Origin of the sequence: Pseudomonas sp. Ant30-3 (assembly GCF_000690905.1) — a bacterium.
In the GTDB taxonomy this organism is placed as follows: domain Bacteria; phylum Pseudomonadota; class Gammaproteobacteria; order Pseudomonadales; family Pseudomonadaceae; genus Aquipseudomonas.
The window spans coordinates 1-17,411 of sequence record NZ_JMCL01000151.1; the positions used below are offsets into that span (position 1 = coordinate 1).

Annotated in this window: 18 protein-coding genes; 8 read left to right on the forward strand and 10 right to left on the reverse strand. The window is 57.8% G+C overall.

Translation table 11 applies throughout. The annotated features are described in order from the left end of the window. Window positions 1-211: 211 nt before the first annotated feature. The 5 genes from DU29_RS0127165 to DU29_RS0127185 form a co-directional block, all read right to left on the reverse strand. Complete coding sequence (locus DU29_RS0127165; protein ID WP_028624522.1) at window positions 212-1,186, reverse strand: asparaginase; 975 nt, start codon at window positions 1,184-1,186, stop codon at window positions 212-214. A gap of 73 nt (window positions 1,187-1,259) precedes the next feature. Next, window positions 1,260-2,465 carry a hypothetical protein gene (locus DU29_RS0127170; protein WP_028624523.1) on the reverse strand — a complete coding sequence of 402 codons (1,206 nt, stop codon included), beginning with the start codon at window positions 2,463-2,465 and terminating at the stop codon, window positions 1,260-1,262. Window positions 2,466-2,481: 16 nt separating this feature from the next. Beyond that, window positions 2,482-3,369 carry a nitrilase family protein gene (locus tag DU29_RS0127175; protein ID WP_028624524.1) on the reverse strand — a complete coding sequence of 296 codons (888 nt, stop codon included), beginning with the start codon at window positions 3,367-3,369 and terminating at the stop codon, window positions 2,482-2,484. A 198-nt stretch (window positions 3,370-3,567) separates the two neighbouring features. Then, window positions 3,568-5,514 carry a flavin monoamine oxidase family protein gene (locus DU29_RS0127180; protein WP_028624525.1) on the reverse strand — a complete coding sequence of 649 codons (1,947 nt, stop codon included), beginning with the start codon at window positions 5,512-5,514 and terminating at the stop codon, window positions 3,568-3,570. A gap of 185 nt (window positions 5,515-5,699) precedes the next feature. After that, complete coding sequence (locus DU29_RS0127185; RefSeq protein WP_177326988.1) at window positions 5,700-6,596, reverse strand: GlxA family transcriptional regulator; 897 nt, start codon at window positions 6,594-6,596, stop codon at window positions 5,700-5,702. 242 nt (window positions 6,597-6,838) lie between these two features. On the opposite strand from DU29_RS0127185, the gene DU29_RS0127190 reads away from it, so the two are divergent. Then, window positions 6,839-7,975, forward strand: a complete 1,137-nt coding sequence (locus DU29_RS0127190) for an acyl-CoA dehydrogenase family protein (RefSeq protein ID WP_028624527.1) — start codon at window positions 6,839-6,841, stop codon at window positions 7,973-7,975. A 133-nt stretch (window positions 7,976-8,108) separates the two neighbouring features. On the opposite strand, the gene DU29_RS0127195 is transcribed toward DU29_RS0127190, so the two are convergent. Continuing rightward, window positions 8,109-9,149: an NADP(H)-dependent aldo-keto reductase gene (locus tag DU29_RS0127195; RefSeq protein ID WP_028624528.1), complete on the reverse strand. Its 1,041-nt coding sequence runs from the start codon at window positions 9,147-9,149 to the stop codon at window positions 8,109-8,111. A 245-nt stretch (window positions 9,150-9,394) separates the two neighbouring features. On the opposite strand from DU29_RS0127195, the gene rplM reads away from it, so the two are divergent. From rplM to DU29_RS0127230, 7 genes are all read left to right on the forward strand, one after another. After that, window positions 9,395-9,823, forward strand: a complete 429-nt coding sequence (rplM, locus tag DU29_RS0127200; protein WP_007905295.1) for a 50S ribosomal protein L13 — start codon at window positions 9,395-9,397, stop codon at window positions 9,821-9,823. Between the two features lie 14 nt (window positions 9,824-9,837). Then, entirely contained in the window at window positions 9,838-10,230 is a 393-nt protein-coding gene (rpsI, locus tag DU29_RS0127205) for a 30S ribosomal protein S9 (protein WP_002555064.1), read from the forward strand. Window positions 10,231-10,498: 268 nt separating this feature from the next. After that, window positions 10,499-11,092: a ubiquinol-cytochrome c reductase iron-sulfur subunit gene (gene petA / locus DU29_RS0127210; RefSeq protein ID WP_008060255.1), complete on the forward strand. Its 594-nt coding sequence runs from the start codon at window positions 10,499-10,501 to the stop codon at window positions 11,090-11,092. Then, window positions 11,092-12,303 (forward strand): cytochrome b, encoded by a 1,212-nt coding sequence (locus DU29_RS0127215; RefSeq protein ID WP_028624529.1) that lies wholly within the window; start codon window positions 11,092-11,094, stop codon window positions 12,301-12,303. The genes petA and DU29_RS0127215 overlap by 1 nt, the downstream gene beginning before the upstream one ends. Next, on the forward strand, window positions 12,303-13,085 hold the full coding sequence (locus DU29_RS0127220; protein WP_028624530.1) for a cytochrome c1: 783 nt from the start codon (window positions 12,303-12,305) through the stop codon (window positions 13,083-13,085). Before DU29_RS0127215 ends, DU29_RS0127220 begins: the two co-directional genes overlap by 1 nt. A 151-nt stretch (window positions 13,086-13,236) precedes the next feature. Next, the gene (locus DU29_RS0127225) at window positions 13,237-13,854 is read left to right on the forward strand and encodes a glutathione S-transferase N-terminal domain-containing protein (RefSeq protein ID WP_028624531.1); all 618 of its coding nucleotides are present in this window, start codon (window positions 13,237-13,239) and stop codon (window positions 13,852-13,854) included. Between the two features lie 16 nt (window positions 13,855-13,870). Further along, window positions 13,871-14,284 carry a ClpXP protease specificity-enhancing factor gene (locus DU29_RS0127230; RefSeq protein ID WP_028624532.1) on the forward strand — a complete coding sequence of 138 codons (414 nt, stop codon included), beginning with the start codon at window positions 13,871-13,873 and terminating at the stop codon, window positions 14,282-14,284. Between the two features lie 188 nt (window positions 14,285-14,472). On the opposite strand, the gene DU29_RS0127235 is transcribed toward DU29_RS0127230, so the two are convergent. The 4 genes from DU29_RS0127235 to DU29_RS0127250 form a co-directional block, all read right to left on the reverse strand. Then, entirely contained in the window at window positions 14,473-15,051 is a 579-nt protein-coding gene (locus DU29_RS0127235; RefSeq protein ID WP_028624533.1) for a BON domain-containing protein, read from the reverse strand. Beyond that, the gene (locus DU29_RS0127240) at window positions 15,048-15,641 is read right to left on the reverse strand and encodes a phosphoheptose isomerase (protein ID WP_028624534.1); all 594 of its coding nucleotides are present in this window, start codon (window positions 15,639-15,641) and stop codon (window positions 15,048-15,050) included. The genes DU29_RS0127235 and DU29_RS0127240 overlap by 4 nt, the downstream gene beginning before the upstream one ends. 104 nt (window positions 15,642-15,745) lie before the next feature. Further along, on the reverse strand, window positions 15,746-16,108 hold the full coding sequence (locus DU29_RS0127245; RefSeq protein ID WP_028624535.1) for a YraN family protein: 363 nt from the start codon (window positions 16,106-16,108) through the stop codon (window positions 15,746-15,748). Then, window positions 16,108-17,411, reverse strand: a 1,304-nt coding sequence (locus tag DU29_RS0127250; protein ID WP_028624536.1) for a penicillin-binding protein activator, incomplete at its 5' end; no start/stop codon positions are given. The genes DU29_RS0127250 and DU29_RS0127245, both read right to left, overlap by 1 nt.

The window sequence follows — 17,411 nt, forward strand, 5'->3', positions numbered from 1 at the left end:
GCGAGGGAGCTCGCTCCCGCTGGGCTGAGAAGCGGCCCTCAACCATTCACCTCGCTATGTCAGTCACACCCCCGGTTAGCCGGACTACGACCGCTGCGCAGTCGAGCGGGAGCGAGCTCCCTCGCCACAGGTGCTCATCGCTGCATAAACAATCGACTCTGATCGTTCCCATGGCAACCATCGGACAGGTCCCACCGATACCGTTCAAGTCTTAATTCAAGTGAAGCGCCAACTCCTCCTGCCGCTCGCACCCCACCAGCAGCCACAGCAAAATCCTCGCTTTGCGCGGGCAGACAAACCCGGCCATCAACGCGCCTTTGCGTACCAGATCCATTTCGCTGCCATCAAAACCATAGGTTGCCCGAGCGGTAGAGCCCGAGCCCGTCCGGGTCGCCACGATCACTGGAATGTGTTTGGTGATGATTTCAATCGTGCGCGCCCAGCTTTCAGAAACGTGCCCGGCACCAAAACCCGCAATCACCAATCCTTCGTAGCCCAGGCCAATGATGTTTTCCAGGATTCGGGTGTCTGCAGAAAGTGAAGCTTCCAGCAGGGCGATCTTGTGGCTGGTCTGGTGCGGCAGGGGCAGGACGTTGCGCGGGGAGGGTGGCCGCAGATAGCAAACAGCATCCTCTACCAGCAGGCCGGCGGGGCCGACGATCGGGGAGGAAAACGCCCGGAGCGCCAGGGAATCGGTTTTGCGCACCGCGCTCGCCTGATGAATCTGGCCATGAATGACCACTTGCACACCCCGTTGCCGACTGCTGGCGGCCAGTGCAACGCGGCAAGCATCCAGGAGATTCGCCGGACCGTCGGCCCCCGCTTGCGCGGCTGAACGCATGGCGCCGGTCAGCACCAACGGCTGGTCGTGGTGCCATAAATGGTCAAAGAAGGTTGCGACTTCTTCCAGGGCATCGGTGCCTTGGGTGATCACAACGCCGGTGGCGCCTTGCTTGATCTGAAAGCTTGCCCAGGACAGAACGCTCAGCAAGAACTCGAAATCCACTGACGCACTCGGCAGCATCCCGAGTGTTTCGACGTTGACCCGTGCGAGTGTTTTCAACTCAGGCACAGACGCCAGAAGTGCTTCGCCGTTAACCGTCGGGATGACACCTTCGTTGATATGGCGGGCTTTCATGCTGACGGTGCCGCCAAGCGCGGCGATGGCCAGTTTGGGCAGGTCCATGGAATACCTCGTGTGGGTAAAAGATGAAGGCTGTGCCCGGAACGGGTTCCTGGCACAGCCTTGGCGGCCTGTATCAGTTGCTCGTCAACCATCCGACAAATGGAATGATCAGCACGGTGCTCATCGCCATCGACAGGACATTGCCGATAAAGCCGTGCATGTCTGGCGGCAAGCGCTTGGCGAAGGCACAGGCCAGCGGCGGCGCGATCAGTGCGCCCAGCACAGCGCTCGAGACAATCACCGGCCAGGTGCCGCCGTACGTCAGCACTGCGGCCGGCACCACGGACACCAGTGGCACATAAGTGGGGTACCAGCCGAGCCGGATCCACTGCTTACGCCAAATGACCACTCCTATTGCCGACGTCAGCGCCTGCGCGCCAATCAGTTGCGGCAGCAGGCCTGAACCGTACGCCGGGCTCAGCGGATTCAGGGTGAATGCCAACAAGGCGCCAACGATCAGGCCGAGGCTGGCCCATTCGTTGCCGAAAAACGGCGCTTCGGAAAAGTCTGCCAGCACCCGACGCAGGCTCCAGACAACGCCGTAATCAGGTGCTTTGCCGACTGCGGGCGGCGCCTCTGGCGGTTTGCGCGACTGCTCGGATTTCACCAGGCTCGGCAAGTAACGGCAGAGCAAAAAGGCCACGACGCTGGCGACGGCCATGCCAGTAACGTTGCCAATGACCACCGGCAAACCGAGCGGCACGCACACGTAGTTGACGATCAGCAGGCACATCGGTGTGACCAGCAGTGCACCCATGATTGCGCCATTGATCGTGACCTTCCAGCCCGCGCCGAACATCAGCACCATCGCCGCCGGCAAGGAAACGAAGGCGGCGAAAGTCGGTTGCCAACTGTCGGCAGTCACGGTCCAGCCCCACAGCAAATTGCTCAGCAGCAGGCCCAGCAATGAACTGGTGATCAACCAGGGCCATAAGCCGGTGCCGTAACAGATGCTGAAACCTTGCCAGACTTTGCCCGTGCGATTTGCCCAATACGCGAGATAGGCACCGGCCAACAATCCGATCGAGGCGAACTCGTGTTTGTAGAACGCGACCTCGCTGATGTCACCGATGACCCAGCGCAACCACGCACCGGGATCGGGAAGGCTCGAGACCATGTGCGCGTAATCCGGCCAGTGGGCGGACCAGGACTCGCGGTGAGTGAATGACAGCCAGATGATCGACAGCGCCGCGCCGAGTACCAGCAAAACAATGGCGATATCCAGCGTTGATCGCGTGACCTGGCGGCTCTGTGTCTGTTTTTGGGTTGAGGATTCCATCAGTCATCGCCTCCGGTCAGCGCGGCAGGCAAGGGTGCTGAAGGTACCCCAGCATCGGATCGTAGAGGTCGGTGCGGCGATCACGATGTAAATCGTTCAGGCTGTTCCAGATCGGCGCGCTGCGGGAGCTGGTCAGGTCGATATCGGCAAACAGGATTTCCTGCTGATCGGCCGACGCCACGGCACCGATTGGCCAGCCGTTGGTGCCGGCGATCAATGAACAGCCCAGGTAACGCGCGCCTCGTTCTTCGCCGATTCGGCTGGCCGCCGCAATAAACACATTGTTGACGTGGGCAGCGGTCATGGTCAGGTACGAAGCCATGCATTTGCCCGCCTCATCGAACAGCGGCGGGGGTGTCCAGACCCAGTTGTTCAGGCTGCAGATGATGTCCGCGCCTTGCTGGCTGAGGATGCGCGGCACCTCCGGAAACCAGATGTCCCAGCAGATCAGCAAACCAATGCGGCCGATTGGCGTGTCGAACACAGGGAAACCCAGATCTCCCGGCGTGAACCACAATTTTTCCAGGTTCCACAAATGCGCTTTGCGGTACTTGCCGATGAAGCCGTCAGGCCCGAGCAGAACGCCGGTATTGAACAGCCGCATGCCATCACGCTCGGTCAGGCCGGCGACCAGATAAACCTGGTGCTCGCGGGCAAAGTTCATCCACGCCCGCACGCTCGGCCCATCGGGAACACCTTCGGCATGGTCGAAGGCGTCCTGGCGAGTTTTGAAGAAGTATCCGCTGCTGGACAGCTCCGGCAGCACGATCAGATTCGCTCCGCCCAAGGCGGCCTCACGAGCCAGATCCAGGCTCTGACGCAGATTGGCTTCCCGGTTTTGCATGCCGACCTGTGGATCGAATTGCACGACTGCTACACGAACAGGGCTGATTGCTTCGCTCATACCGAATGACCTCTTTTTATTGTTATTCACGCTGTTGAATTGCGTGCTCATAAGAGTCGAATCGGTATGGGCGAGTCAGTCAGCCGCTTCCGTTTAGCGTGTAGTCCATGTCCCAAACTGTATTGGCCGAGCCTGGGCTTGGCAGTACAAGATGGCAGCGTTCAGACGCTAGGCAGGCCTCTGGGCCGGGACTTCACGTCAGGTTGCAACGGCGTAATGCGGGTAGTCGGCCATTGAGAAGCCACCGTTGAAAGTTGCTGCGGTTTTGTTGCAGATATGAATGACCGCATCGACCGCGCCGCGGAAACACGGCTCGGTCCATCCTGCATCGACGGAGAACGATTCGCCGGATAAATACAGACCAGAAACGTGAGCGAAGTCGCGGTTGTATTTCATCAGACTCACCGCGTCGTAGTAGGCGCCAGGGCGATACAACTTTGCACAGCCGAGGGCATTTTTATCGGTGATCCAGCGCTGAACCACGGCTTGCTCCAGTCCGATATAGGGCGAAATCCTTTGCTGGATGTTGGTCGATTTAAGCAGGATCCGGTCCAGCTCGTCGGCGCAGCGGGTCACCAGTTCCTTGTCGCTGAAGGTGGCAAGTTTGGTCGCGTCGTCCTCCCACGTGTAGCTCAGCAAAATGCAGTCATAACTGTATTTGTCGTTGTAGCGGTAGGTGTAGACATCGTGGATGAAGCTGTCCGTGACGATGGCCTGGGGGATTTTGCTGTTCCCGGACAGAAACGATTTTTTCAGCGGTGCGAAGACTTTGCAGCTGGTTTCCCAGTGCGCTGTCTTATAGGCATGGATCGTCTCGAAAGGCAGCATCTGCGGGGTAAAATTTTCCAGCTTGATGCGGGTTTCGATCAGCCAGGAAGGCAGGGTCAAGATGACCGAATCGAAGTCTTCGTAGTGTTCCTGGGCGTGCTCCGGCTGGCTGTGTTTCCAGTTGTAATACACTCGGGTTTGCTGATTACCGAGCTTTCTGATCTTGGTGACGGACGAATCCGTCAGCAAGCCTTTCGGCCGTTCGAGGCAGCGTTCGTATAAGGATTTTTCCGTTTCAGCAGGCTTCAGGAACAGCAGGCATTCGTTCAGCGCGGCAAGACCAAGGTAGCGAGGCTGGTCGAACCTCAGCCCGGTCGAATCAAACACGGCCTTGCTTTTCAAGTGAGGGCAGTCCGTTAACGGATCGCCGTTCGCGTCGACCCGGCCCTGGATCAGTTGCAACTGACTGCTAAAACCGAAGATGGCCGTGCGCAGTGGGTAAAGCGAGCAGACATCATAGAACGCCCCCCAGCTGCCATCGCCAATGCCGATGGCGTAGAAAGTGGCGGATTCCCTGGCGTTCATGCCCATCCCGCCGAAATCGCCGGGAGCGGTTTCCGTCCAGGCGTTCAGGACCGGCATGCTGACCAGGTCCCGAAACGAAACATCGTGGTATTTCTCGACAATGGCCGCCCACATGACTTCCCATTCCGGGCTGCCATAAACCTGCGCAACGTGCCGCGTCATGCGGTCGGCGAAAGCTTTCCACTTGGCATGCACTGCCCGCAATTCTTCACCGGGTGGCGCGGTGTTGCCGTCGTCATTCTTCCAGATCAACATCTGCGGCGTCTCTGCACCGCCCATGCTGCCCTCGCGCAGGTAGATACCGGTAGAGGTGACGAACTGGCTGCCGGGGTTGGCAAAGTCCGTAAACGCCAGATCGAAGGCTTTAGCGTAGTAAGCCATCAACGAGCGGCCCTCGGTCGGTGACTCGTCTGCGCGGTTGAAAAAAGGCATGCGCATGGCGCCCATCTCGAACGGCGTGTGGCTCGCCTCGGAGTTGCGACTGCCCGGCACAGTCAAGTGCCTGCCGCCGATACGGGTCGATTGCTCGATGAGGGTGATGCGGGTGAATCCGCAGCGATGCAGCTCTCTGGCAGCCGTCAGGCCGGTCACGCCGGCGCCAATGATGCAGATTCTGTGGTGTGGGTCGGTTGCTTTGGCGATGCCGTTTTCCTGTTCAACCAACGCGCGATAGTCGAAGCACAGGTCTGGCGGATTGGGGAATCGGCCCGCCCACGGAGTGTGTGGCGAACGCTTTTTTCGTGCATTTTTGGCGACGTGTGCGGGGTAGTTATAGCTTGATCCGATGGTCATTGTTCATCTTCCCTGATGGTGTTGGCAGGAAGATGTTGAAGACTTCAGCGCTCAGCGACTAGCAGTCAAAAGGACCGGGAGGGGGCTCAGAATTCGTTTTCTGGCGTGGGAAAATAACCGATTCGGGCACAGCGCCGAACAATGTGGGAGCGCGCTTGCTCCCACATCGGGTAATGCGGGCGCGTTCAAGCAGCCCGCTGAAACTGTTGCCGATACTGATTCGGCGACAAATCCGTGTGCTGGCGGAACAACCGCGCAAAGAAGCTCGCATCGTCATAACCGACTTCATAACTGATGGTCTTGATGCTTTTGCGACTGCCTGACAGCAAGCCTTTGGCGGTTTCGATGCGCAGGCGTTGCAGGTAGTGCAGCGGCTTGTCGCCGGTGGCGGTCTGGAAGCGGCGCATGAAATTGCGGATGCTCATGCCATGTTCGCGGGCGACATCTTCGAAACGAAACTTGTCGGCGAAGTGCTCTTCGAGCCAGTGCTGAATCTGCAGGATGATCACGTCCTGATGCAGTTTTTGTCCGCCAAAACCGATCCGCCCGGGCGCATAGTTGCGCTGGACTTCGTAAAGAATATCGCGCGCCACCGCTTGAGCGATGTTGGCGCCGCAGAACCGCTCGATCAGATAAATGTAAAGGTCGCACGCCGACGTAGTGCCGCCGGCGCAGTACAGGTTGTCTGCATCGGTCAGGTGCTTGTCCTGATTGAGATAAACCTTGGGGAAGCGCTCGGCGAATGCGTTGAAGAAACGCCAGTAGGTGGTCGCTTCCTTACCGTCGAGCAGGCCGGCCTCGGCCAGCCAGAACACGCCGGTGGCCTCTGCGCATAGAACTGCGCCGCGAGCATGTTGCTGGCGCAGCCACGGCAAGATCTGCGGATAGCGTCTGCTCAACGTTTCAAAATCGTCCCAGAACGCCGGGAGAATGATGATATCGGCATTTTCCAGAGCGCCGTCCACCGGCATGATCACATCGCTGAAGCTGTTGACCGGGTTGCCGTCGGGGCTGACCAGCCGCGTTTCGAACGCCGGTGTCAGGCCGTGGCCCAGTTGTTTGCCGTAGCGCAGGCTGGCCAGGTGGAAGAAATCCTTGGCTTGCATGAGAGTGGAAGCGAAAACGCGGTCGATCGCCAGTATGCTGACGCGCCGTAAAGGCGTGGAGGCTTGGTTAGACATAATTCAACTTTATTCTTATAGGGGAAAGTGGTCACCAGACGGCTGGATCGTCTTATTTTTTGTCTGATGTGTCCAGTGTCCTGTAGCGCAGGCGAGGCTTAGTCTCTGGAGGCTAACTCTCTAACAATAACGACAGGTGCCGCATGATCCCCAGAACCTTGTTCAGTTCCGAGCACGAACTTTTTCGTGACAGCGTGCGAACGTTCCTCGAGAAAGAAGCCGTGCCCTTTCATGGGCAATGGGAAAAACAAGGTTTCATCGATCGTAACCTGTGGAACAAGGCAGGGGAGGCGGGGATGCTCTGCTCGCACCTTCCTGAAGAATACGGTGGGCTGGGCGCCGACTTCCTGTACAGCACGGTGGTGATCGAAGAGGTCGGCCGGCTGGGCCTTACCGGGATTGGTTTCTCCCTGCACTCGGATATTGTCGCGCCTTACATCCTGCATTACGGCAGTGAAGCGCTGAAACACAAATACCTGCCAAAACTGGTGTCGGGCGAGATGGTCACCGCGATTGCGATGACCGAGCCGGGCGCCGGTTCCGACCTGCAAGGGGTGAAGACCACTGCCGTGCTCGATGGTGACGAATACGTGATCAACGGTTCGAAAACGTTCATCACCAATGGTTTTCTCGCCGACCTGGTGATCGTTGTCGCCAAGACCGATCCGAAGGCGGGCGCGAAGGGCACCAGTCTTTTTCTGGTGGAGGCGAACACGCCCGGTTTCGACAAAGGCAAACGCCTGGAAAAAGTCGGGATGAAAGCACAGGACACCTCCGAGCTGTTCTTCCAGGACGTTCGCGTGCCCAAGGAAAACCTGCTGGGGCAGGCCGGGATGGGGTTTGCCTACCTGATGCAGGAATTGCCGCAGGAGCGTCTGACAGTCGCCATCGGCGGCCTCGCATCCGCCGAAGCGGCGCTGCAATGGACGCTGGATTACACCCGTGAACGCAAAGCTTTCGGCAAGGCGATTGCGGACTTTCAGAACACCCGCTTCAAACTCGCGGAGATGGCGACCGAAATTCAGATTGGCCGGGTTTTCGTCGACCGCTGCCTGGAGCTGCACCTGCAGGGCAAGCTCGACGTGCCGACGGCGGCAATGGCCAAATACTGGGGCACTGACCTGCAATGCAAGGTGCTCGACGAGTGCGTGCAGTTGCATGGCGGCTATGGCTTCATGTGGGAATACCCGATTGCCCGCGCGTGGGCGGATGCGCGGGTGCAGCGGATTTACGCGGGGACTAACGAGATCATGAAGGAGATTATTGCGCGCTCGCTTTGATGCTGTGGTGACTGTCAGGTCGCCATCGCGAGCAGGCTCGCTCCCACTTGGGTTCTGTGTTGATCACAAGGGTGTGGATCAACACCAATCAACTGTGGGAGCGAGCCTGCTCGCGATTGGATCTATGAATCAATCAAGGCGCAGGATTGGGGTGGTCTTTGTGAATCGCCTCAATGCCCTCAAGCACTTCATCGGACAATTTCAGATCGAAGCTGGCAATGTTGCTGTCCAGCTGCTCTAGCGTCGTCGCGCCAATGATATTGCTGGTGACGAACGGCTGCTGCGTGACAAACGCCAATGCCATCTGTGCCGGGTCCAGACCATGCTCTCGCGCCAGCGCCACATATCGGCTGCACGCCGCTTCCGACTGCGCATTGAAATAACGGCTGAAGCGGCTGTACAAGCTCAGTCGACCTTTCGGTGGGCGTGCCCCACCTTCGTATTTACCCGACAGAAAACCAAACGCCAGCGGCGAGTACGCCAGCAGGCCACACTGTTCGCGAATAGCGATTTCTGCCAGACCGACTTCGAAGCTGCGGTTGAGCAGGTTGTACGGATTCTGGATCGATACCGCACGCGGCCAGCCGCGGGATTCAGCCAGCGCGAGGAAACGCATGGTGCCCCACGGCGTCTCGTTGGACAGGCCGATGTGGCGGATCTTGCCGGCCCGAACCTGTTCGTCCAGCGCTTCGAGGGTGTCCTCCAGCGGTGTCAGGTTGGCCTCGGTCTTGTGTTTGTAGCCCAACTGCCCGAAGAAGTTGGTACTACGCTCCGGCCAATGCAATTGATAAAGATCGATGTAGTCGGTCTGCAGGCGCTTCAGACTGGCGTCCACAGCTTCGGTGATGTGCTGACGGTTGTGGCGCAGGTTTTTGTCGCGGATGTAATCGATCGTGTTGCCGGGGCCCGCTATCTTGCTGGCGAGGATCCAGTCGGTACGATCACCCCGACTTTTGAAATAATTGCCGATGTAGCGTTCGGTGGTGGCGTAGGTTTCGGCCTTGGGCGGCACCGGATACATCTCGGCAGTATCGATGAAATTGATCCCGGCGCTTTTGGCCCTTTCAATCTGGGCGAAGGCTTCAGCCTCGCTGTTTTGCTCACCCCAGGTCATGGTCCCGAGGCACAGTGCACTCACGTTCAGATCGGTTCGGCCTAGCTGGCGATAGTCCATCGGATGCTCCTTGGGCAAAACAATCATAAAAGCAGGTTGAAATATTTTTCGCAATCTGCATAATTGCGCACCTCTTTCTGCAGTGGAAGTGATGCGCCGCCGCCGAAGAATCTTGCCGTTGAACGGACGCGCCGACCCGAGCCCCCGAAAGCGTCTGTATCCGGCTGCCTTTGACTTGTCAAAGTACGCACTATTCAGTAAGATCCGCCGTCTAATTTACAGGGCGGCCCCTGAGGCTATAAAGAATGAAAACTTTTACTGCTAAACCGGAAACAGTACAGCGCGACTGGTTTGTCGTCGACGCTGCAGGTCAGACCCTGGGTCGTCTGGCCACCGAAATCGCGAGCCGTCTGCGTGGCAAGCATAAAGCTGAGTACACTCCTCACGTTGATACCGGCGATTACATCGTCGTTATCAATGCCGAGCAGATTCGTGTAACCGGTGCTAAAACCACCGACAAAATCTACTACTCCCACTCCGGTTTCCCGGGCGGCATCAAGTCGATCAACTTTGAAAAGCTGATCGCCAAAGCCCCTGAGCGCGTGATCGAGACCGCGGTCAAAGGCATGCTGCCTAAGAACCCGCTGGGTCGCGACATGTATCGTAAGCTGAAAGTCTATGCGGGCGCTGTACACCCTCATACTGCTCAGCAGCCCCAAGAACTGAAGTTTTAACGGAATAGTTCATTATGTCGGCGACTCAAAATTACGGCACTGGCCGTCGCAAGACCGCAACCGCACGCGTTTTCCTGCGTCCGGGTACTGGTAACATCTCCATCAACAACCGTTCGCTGGATAATTTCTTCGGCCGCGAAACTGCCCGCATGGTAGTTCGTCAGCCGCTGGAATTGACTGAGACTGTCGAGAAGTTCGACATCTACGTCACCGTGATCGGCGGTGGTGTAAGTGGTCAAGCTGGCGCAATCCGCCACGGTATCACTCGCGCACTGATGCAGTACGACGAAACCCTGCGTGGCGCTCTGCGCAAAGCTGGCTTCGTTACTCGCGATGCTCGTGAAGTTGAACGTAAGAAAGTCGGTCTGCGTAAAGCGCGTAAGCGCCCGCAGTACTCGAAGCGTTAATTCGCTTTCTCGTTCAAAAAGAACGCCCTGCTTCCTCGCGAAGCAGGGCGTTTTTTTATGGGCGCGATTTATCAAAGAATTGCGCTGTGACAACTTGCCACAGACGCAGAGGCCCTATACTGCAAGGCTTGGCAGTGGAGCCCTTCGGTAATTACCTTGTCAGGATTGGGGCTTTTCATTACCATTCGGCAAAATTTTTATAAGTACATAGTTTTAATTTAGTAGACGCCTGATTTAACAGGCCACAAAGCTGATGGGAGAGGACTGAATGAGCAATGACGGCGTGAATGCAGGCCGGCGTCGCTTCTTGGTAGCAGCCACATCCGTGGTGGGTGCTGCAGGAGCGGTGGGGGCTGCGGTCCCGTTCGTGGGGTCATGGTTTCCCAGTGCCAAAGCGAAAGCTGCAGGTGCACCGGTGAAGGTGAATGTCAGCAAAATCGAGCCAGGTCAGCAAATGATTGCTGAATGGCGTGGTCAGCCGGTATTCATCGTCCGCCGTACCGAGGAAATCCTGGGGAATCTGAAAAAGATCGAGGGCCAGCTGTCTGACCCAACCTCCAAGAACTCGACACAACCGACTTATGTCGACCCGGAGACGCGTTCGATCAAGCCAGAAGTTCTGCTGCTGATCGGTATCTGCACTCACCTGGGTTGCTCGCCGACTTTCCGTCCTGAAGTGGCACCTGCTGATCTGGGCAAAGACTGGGTAGGTGGTTATTTCTGCCCGTGCCACGGTTCCCACTACGATCTGGCTGGTCGCGTCTACAAGTCGCAACCTGCGCCTTTGAACCTGCCAGTTCCCCCGCATTCCTATGAGACTGATGACATCATTGTCGTCGGCGTCGATACGGAGAAAGCGTGATGAGCAAGTTCATGGATTGGGTTGATGCGCGCTTTCCCGCGACCAAAATGTGGGAAGACCACCTCAGCAAGTATTACGCCCCGAAGAACTTCAACTTCTTCTATTTTTTTGGTTCGCTCGCGCTGCTCGTTCTGGTCAACCAGATCGTCACCGGTGTCTGGCTGACCATGAGCTACACCCCGTCGGCCGAAGAAGCCTTCGCGTCGGTCGAATACATCATGCGCGACGTCGAGCACGGGTCGATCCTGCGTATGCTGCACGCAGTCGGCGCATCGATGTTTTTTATCGTGGTTTACCTGCACATGTTCCGCGGCTTGCTATACGGTTCCTACCAGAAACCGCGCGAGCTGGTATGGGTCTTCGGCATGCTGATCTACCTGGCGCTGATGGCTGAAGCGTTCATGGGGTATCTGCTGCCGTGGGGCCAGATGTCCTACTGGGGCGCCCAGGTCATCATCTCGCTGTTCGGTGCGATCCCGGTCATCGGTGACGACCTGACGCAGTGGATTCGTGGTGACTACCTGATTTCGGGGATCACGCTGAACCGCTTCTTTGCCTTGCATGTGGTCGCACTGCCAATCGTTATTCTCGGCTTGGTGGTGGTGCACATCCTGGCGCTGCACGAAGTGGGTTCGAACAACCCGGATGGCGTCGACATCAAGAAACACAAGGACGAAAACGGTATTCCACTGGACGGCATCGCCTTCCACCCGTACTACACCGTGAAAGATATCGTCGGCGTGGTGGTGTTCCTCTTCATCTTCTGCTCGATCGTGTTTTTCTTCCCGGAAATGGGCGGTTACTTCCTGGAGAAGCCGAACTTCGAAGTGGCGAACGCCTTCAAGACCCCTGAGCACATCGCTCCGGTCTGGTACTTCACACCGTTCTACGCAATTCTGCGGGCGGTGCCGGACAAGCTCCTGGGCGTCATCGCCATGGGCGCGGCCATTGCTGTCCTGTTTGTCCTGCCGTGGCTCGACCGCAGCCCGGTCAAGTCGATGCGCTACAAAGGCTGGATGAGCAAGATCTGGTTGTGGGTGTTCTGCATCTCGTTCGTGATCCTCGGCGTGCTGGGTGTTCTGTCACCGACTCCGGGTCGTACGCTGCTGTCGCAGGTCTGTACTTTCCTGTACTTCGCCTACTTCATTCTGATGCCGTTCTACACCAGGCTCGAGAAGACCAAACCGGTTCCGGAAAGGGTGACTGGCTGATGAAAAAGCTATTTGCTGTACTGATTTTTGCTGCTCTGCCAGCACTGTCGTTCGCCGCTGCAGAAGGTGGTCCGGAGCTGGAAAAAGTCGACATCGACGTTTCCGACCAGGCTGCCATGCAGGATGGCGCGCGTACGTTCGCCAACTATTGCATGGGCTGCCACAGCGCCAAGTTCCAGCGCTATGAACGCGTTGCCGACGATCTGGGCATTCCTCACGATCTGATGCTGTCGAACCTGGTTTTCACCGGTGCCAAGATTGGCGACCACATGAACATCGGCATGCAGCCTGCTGACGCCAAGACCTGGTTCGGTGCGGCGCCGCCCGATCTCACCCTGGTTGCACGTGTTCGTGGCACTGATTGGCTCTACGGTTACCTGAAAGCGTTCTACGAGGACCCGACGCGCCCTTGGGGCGTGAACAACAAGGTTTTCCCGAACGTCGGTATGCCTAACGTCCTTGCGCCTTTGCAAGGTCGTCAGGTGGTCGGATGCAAACAGGTGCAGATCGTCGAAGACGGCAAGAAGCAATATGATCCGCTGACCGGTACGCCTTTGACGCATGAAGCGTGCGATCAGTTGACCATCGTGCCGAAAAGCGGCGCGCTGACCGAAGAGCAGTTCGATGAGAAGGTCAAGAATCTGGTAACCTTCCTCGCTTACTCGGCTAACCCGGTTAAGCTGCAGCATCAGCGCATTGGTACCTACGTCTTGTTGTACCTGGCGTTCTTCTTCGTATTCGCATACTTGCTCAAGCGTGAATACTGGAAAGATGTGCACTGATTAAGATTCAAGCAATTGCTGTTAATCGCGCGCGCCCAAGGGCGTCTCTGAACGTGTAACGAGCCTGGTGAGCCAGGCGTTACGGGGAGGCGCCCTCTGGGCGCGCTCGTTTTTCCGCTCCCGATAATTTTTACAAGCGAGGAGGACCGCCATGGGCGTGACCAATCGGTTGGCCTGTTACTCCGACCCCGCCGACCACTATTCCCACCGAGTGCGTATCGTACTTGCAGAGAAGGGTGTCAGCGCCGAGATCATTTATGTGGAGGCTGGTCGTCAGCCGCCTAAACTGATTGAGGTGAACCCTTACGGCAGCCTGCCCACACTGGTCGATCGTGACCTGGCGTTGTGGGAGTCGACCGTGGTGATGGAATATCTGGATGAGCGTTACCCGCACCCGCCATTACTGCCGGTTTACCCAGTGGCGCGTGCCAATAGCCGTCTGCTGATTCATCGAATCCAGCGTGACTGGTGTGGCCTGGTGGATCTGATTCTGGATTCGCGATCCAAGGAAGCTGCCCGTGTCGTGGCTCGAAAAGAGCTGCGTGAGAGCCTGACTGGTGTTTCGCAATTGTTCGCGGACAAGCCGTTTTTCCTCAGTGAGGAACAAAGCCTCGTGGATTGCTGCCTATTACCCATACTCTGGCGCTTGCCGATCATGGGTATTGAACTGCCGCGGCCTGCCAAGCCGTTGCTTGATTACATGGAGCGCTCGTTTGCGCGTGAGGCTTTCCAGGCGAGTCTGTCTGGTGTCGAACGCGATATGCGCTAAGGCTTAAGGAGCCGCTATGAACTCCAGTCGACCTTATCTGGTCCGCGCGCTCTACGAGTGGATTGTGGATAACGATTGCACCCCGCACATGCTGGTCAATTCCGAATACCCGTCGGTGCAGGTGCCGCAAGGTTTCGCCAATGACGGACAGATTGTCCTGAATGTATCGCCAGCCGCCGTGCGTCATCTGCACATGGACAACGAAGCGGTCAGCTTCGAAGGTCGCTTTGGCGGTGTGCCGCATACTTTATACGTGCCTATCGCATCGATCCTGGGCATTTACGCCCGGGAGAATGGCCAGGGCATGGTGTTTGATCTGGAGTCGCCTATGGATGGCGAGGATGAGATTGAGCCGGATGATGATATCCCACCACCCGACAGCGAGCCTCCGCGTCCCAGCGGTCGACCCAGTTTGAAGGTGGTGAAGTAATAAAAAAGGCGATCCGAATGGATCGCCTTTTTTATTGCTTCACCGCCTTCAAACGTAGGAGCTGTCGAGTGAAGCGAGGCTGCGATCTTTTGATCTTTTTTCGACAAATGTCCAAAGATCGCAGCTTCGCTTCGCTCACAGCTCCTACGGTTTCAGGGGTCGATGGTGGATAGATGCCATCATCGGTATCAATCGATGTACTCAAACAACTTCACAATCTTCTGCACGCCAGAAACCCCTTGTACCAGATTGGTCGCTTGCGCAGCTTCCTGCTTGGTCAGCAGGCCAAGCAGATAAACGATGCCATTCTCAGTGACAACCTTGATTCGCGAGCCTGGAATGCTCGCATCGGTGAGCATCTGCGTCTTGATCTTGGAAGTCAGCCAGGTGTCGTTCTGGCGAGCCAGGAAACCGGAGGGCGGCAACACTTGCAGCTCGTTGTGGACCTTCTTCACCCGTTGCACCGAAGCCGCAGCCTGTTCGGCCTTGGCTTTCAGGTCTGCGCGGGGTGTCTGCCCGGCCAGGAGTACCACGCCGTTGAAGCTGGTGACGACGATATGCGAATCGTCGTCCAGGGCGGGGTCAGCCTTGGCGATGTTCACGCCGGCTTTGGTTTCGATCAGCGAATCATCGATTTTGCTGCCGAAAGTGCGTGTGCCACGGTCGTCATCAATCGGCGCTTCGCGGCTGGCGTTAACCACCGAGGTGCACCCGCTGATGCCGAGGCACAGGGTCAAGGCCATCAGGCCTAGGCGATTAGGGGTCATTCTTCACTCCCGAACAATTGGCTGTCGATCAAATCGCAAAGGCAATGGATCGCCAGCAGGTGGACTTCCTGAATACGTGCGGTGACGTTGGCCGGTACGCGAATTTCGACGTCCTCAGGCAATAGCAGGGACGCCATGCCGCCACCATCACGACCGGTCATTGCTACGACAATCATTTCGCGATCATGTGCGGCCTGGATCGCTTGAATTATGTTCGCCGAGTTGCCGCTGGTGGAAATCGCCAGCAACACATCGCCTGGTTGGCCAAGGGCGCGAATCTGTTTGGAGAAGATTTCGTTATAGCTGTAATCGTTGGCGATCGAGGTGATCGTCGAACTGTCGGTGGTCAGCGCAATGGCTGGCAGGCTCGGGCGTTCGCGCTCGAAACGATTGAGCAGCTCGGAGGAAAAATGCTGGGCGTCGCCGGCTGAGCCGCCGTTGCCGCAGGACAGCATCTTGCCCTCATTGAGCAGGGCGTTGACCATGACCTGGCTGGCTTGCTCGATGTGCGGTGCAAGTACTTCCATCGCCTGTTGCTTGGTGTCGATACTGGCCTGAAAGAGCTGGCGAATTCGCGATTGCATGTCCATCTGTGTGACCTTAATTAGCGCGGCTACCTGGCACATGAATGTGCAGCCCGCAAAGCAAAGAGCAAAAGTGTAGGGTGAAAGTGCACGGTTCGGAGCGCGTGCGATCAGCTGTCGAAGGCATTTTGCAGCCAGTTCAACTGATCGAGGCTGCTGTCGATGGCAACCACGTCAAAACGGCAGGGGGAGTTGGCCCAACGCGATTCGCGCTGAAGAAAATACTGCGCGGCGAAAATCAGTTTTTGCCGTTTGCGCGCATCAACGCTGTCGAGCGCGCCACCCCATTGAGTGTTCTTCCTGTAGCGGACCTCGACGAATACTACTGTATCGCCATCAAGCATGACCAGATCAAGCTCGCCGCGTTTGCACAACCAGTTCTGCGCCAGCAGGCTCAGACCCTGTTGTTGCAGATGCTCGAGCGCATGGCGCTCGGCATCTTTACCGCTTTGCTGGCGTGACCGGTCAGGCATCAGCGTGGCGTATCCGGCAGGCGTTGAACCTGACCATTAACGAACTGCGCCCATGGCAACTGGCGAACCACACGTTGGGTCTGGGTCATGCCGAGGCTGCCCGATTGGCCTTCGATGCGGCTGTCCGGCAGGGTCTTCAGTTGTCCCAGGCGTGGCGCCAGGCGGTAGGCATCAACGCCCATGGCATACAAGCGTCCGAGGCTGCCGGCAGCTTGCGGCCATTGAGCAGTGACCTGCTGGCGCAACGGATCGGTGGAATCAAGCAACCACGGCGTTTCGCAGAAGCGCACGCCATTCATGTCGTTGTACTGATTCTGGTCACCACTGGCGCTGAACACGTGGGATGTCGCGTAAACCGGCACGTCACCCGCGTATTGGAAATTCAGCGTTGGCTTGATCTGCTGAGCCTGTTGGGGCGTAGCGGCGAGGAAAATGAAATCGATGTCCTGGCGCCGCGACGGTTGGGCCGCGACCTGAGAACCGACAGTGCTTTGCAGGCTCTTGGCGCGACCTTCGCTCTGGCGCAGCTGGAACATGTCAGCAATCTGCTGGGCCAGTTGCACCGGCTGATCGACACGTTCGGTGGCAACGATGCTGCCGCCGTTGGCTTGCCAGTCCTGGCTGAACGCTTTCATCACGCGATCGCCCCATTCACCCTTGGGTACCATGATTGCGGCGCGATGCAAGCCATCGGCGCGAGCGCGACGGGAGACTTCGCGGGCTTCGTCTTCAGCGGCGAGACCAAACTGGAACAGCTGTGCCGGACCTTGTTCGCCTTCGCTGTAGTTGAGCGCCAGTGTGGTGATCGGCAATTGCGGGCGAGCGCTGAGCTGTTTGACCAGCGGCTTTTCCAGCGGGCCGACGACCATTTGCACGCCGTCCGCCTGAGCCTTGCGATAGAACTCGTCGAGTGAAGTGAGGCGCGAGCTGTCGTAGAACTCAATGGCTGGCGGCTTCTGGCCGGCTTGCTGAGCCTGATAGTGCGCCGCCATGAAGCCTTCGCGTAGAGCGCGACCGACCGAAGCCAGCGGGCCTTCTTGCGGCAACAGCAGCGCAATCTTGGTCAGCGGCTGGCTGGCGAGTTCTTTGAGTTGAGTCAATGGCAGCGGCAGCTGGATGGCAGCCGGGTGCTTGGGGTTCTGAGCGCGCCATGCGTCAATCGCTGCTTGCTGCTGCTCCAGTGTGCCGGCGGTTTTCACCGCCAGTGCCAGGCTCATCCAGCCGCCAAGGTCATCGGCAGTGGTCGGCTGCAACTGGTCGGCCGGCAGCGAAGCGATCAAGGTCCAGATCGCCTCGTGGTTTT

What these genes read in the sequence shown, in the direction of transcription:
- DU29_RS0127190 (WP_028624527.1), top strand. Translation starts at nt 6,839, where the DNA reads ATGATCCCCAGAACCTTGTTCAGTTCCGAGCACGAACTTTTTCGTGAC.
- DU29_RS0127235 (WP_028624533.1), bottom strand. Translation starts at nt 15,051, where the DNA reads ATGACCCCTAATCGCCTAGGCCTGATGGCCTTGACCCTGTGCCTCGGC.
- rpsI (WP_002555064.1), top strand. Translation starts at nt 9,838, where the DNA reads ATGTCGGCGACTCAAAATTACGGCACTGGCCGTCGCAAGACCGCAACC.
- DU29_RS0127230 (WP_028624532.1), top strand. Translation starts at nt 13,871, where the DNA reads ATGAACTCCAGTCGACCTTATCTGGTCCGCGCGCTCTACGAGTGGATT.
- DU29_RS0127175 (WP_028624524.1), bottom strand. Translation starts at nt 3,369, where the DNA reads ATGAGCGAAGCAATCAGCCCTGTTCGTGTAGCAGTCGTGCAATTCGAT.
- DU29_RS0127195 (WP_028624528.1), bottom strand. Translation starts at nt 9,149, where the DNA reads ATGGACTATCGCCAGCTAGGCCGAACCGATCTGAACGTGAGTGCACTG.
- DU29_RS0127180 (WP_028624525.1), bottom strand. Translation starts at nt 5,514, where the DNA reads ATGACCATCGGATCAAGCTATAACTACCCCGCACACGTCGCCAAAAAT.
- petA (WP_008060255.1), top strand. Translation starts at nt 10,499, where the DNA reads ATGAGCAATGACGGCGTGAATGCAGGCCGGCGTCGCTTCTTGGTAGCA.
- DU29_RS0127215 (WP_028624529.1), top strand. Translation starts at nt 11,092, where the DNA reads ATGAGCAAGTTCATGGATTGGGTTGATGCGCGCTTTCCCGCGACCAAA.
- DU29_RS0127170 (WP_028624523.1), bottom strand. Translation starts at nt 2,465, where the DNA reads ATGGAATCCTCAACCCAAAAACAGACACAGAGCCGCCAGGTCACGCGA.
- DU29_RS0127245 (WP_028624535.1), bottom strand. Translation starts at nt 16,108, where the DNA reads ATGCCTGACCGGTCACGCCAGCAAAGCGGTAAAGATGCCGAGCGCCAT.
- DU29_RS0127240 (WP_028624534.1), bottom strand. Translation starts at nt 15,641, where the DNA reads ATGGACATGCAATCGCGAATTCGCCAGCTCTTTCAGGCCAGTATCGAC.
- DU29_RS0127225 (WP_028624531.1), top strand. Translation starts at nt 13,237, where the DNA reads ATGGGCGTGACCAATCGGTTGGCCTGTTACTCCGACCCCGCCGACCAC.
- DU29_RS0127220 (WP_028624530.1), top strand. Translation starts at nt 12,303, where the DNA reads ATGAAAAAGCTATTTGCTGTACTGATTTTTGCTGCTCTGCCAGCACTG.
- DU29_RS0127165 (WP_028624522.1), bottom strand. Translation starts at nt 1,186, where the DNA reads ATGGACCTGCCCAAACTGGCCATCGCCGCGCTTGGCGGCACCGTCAGC.
- rplM (WP_007905295.1), top strand. Translation starts at nt 9,395, where the DNA reads ATGAAAACTTTTACTGCTAAACCGGAAACAGTACAGCGCGACTGGTTT.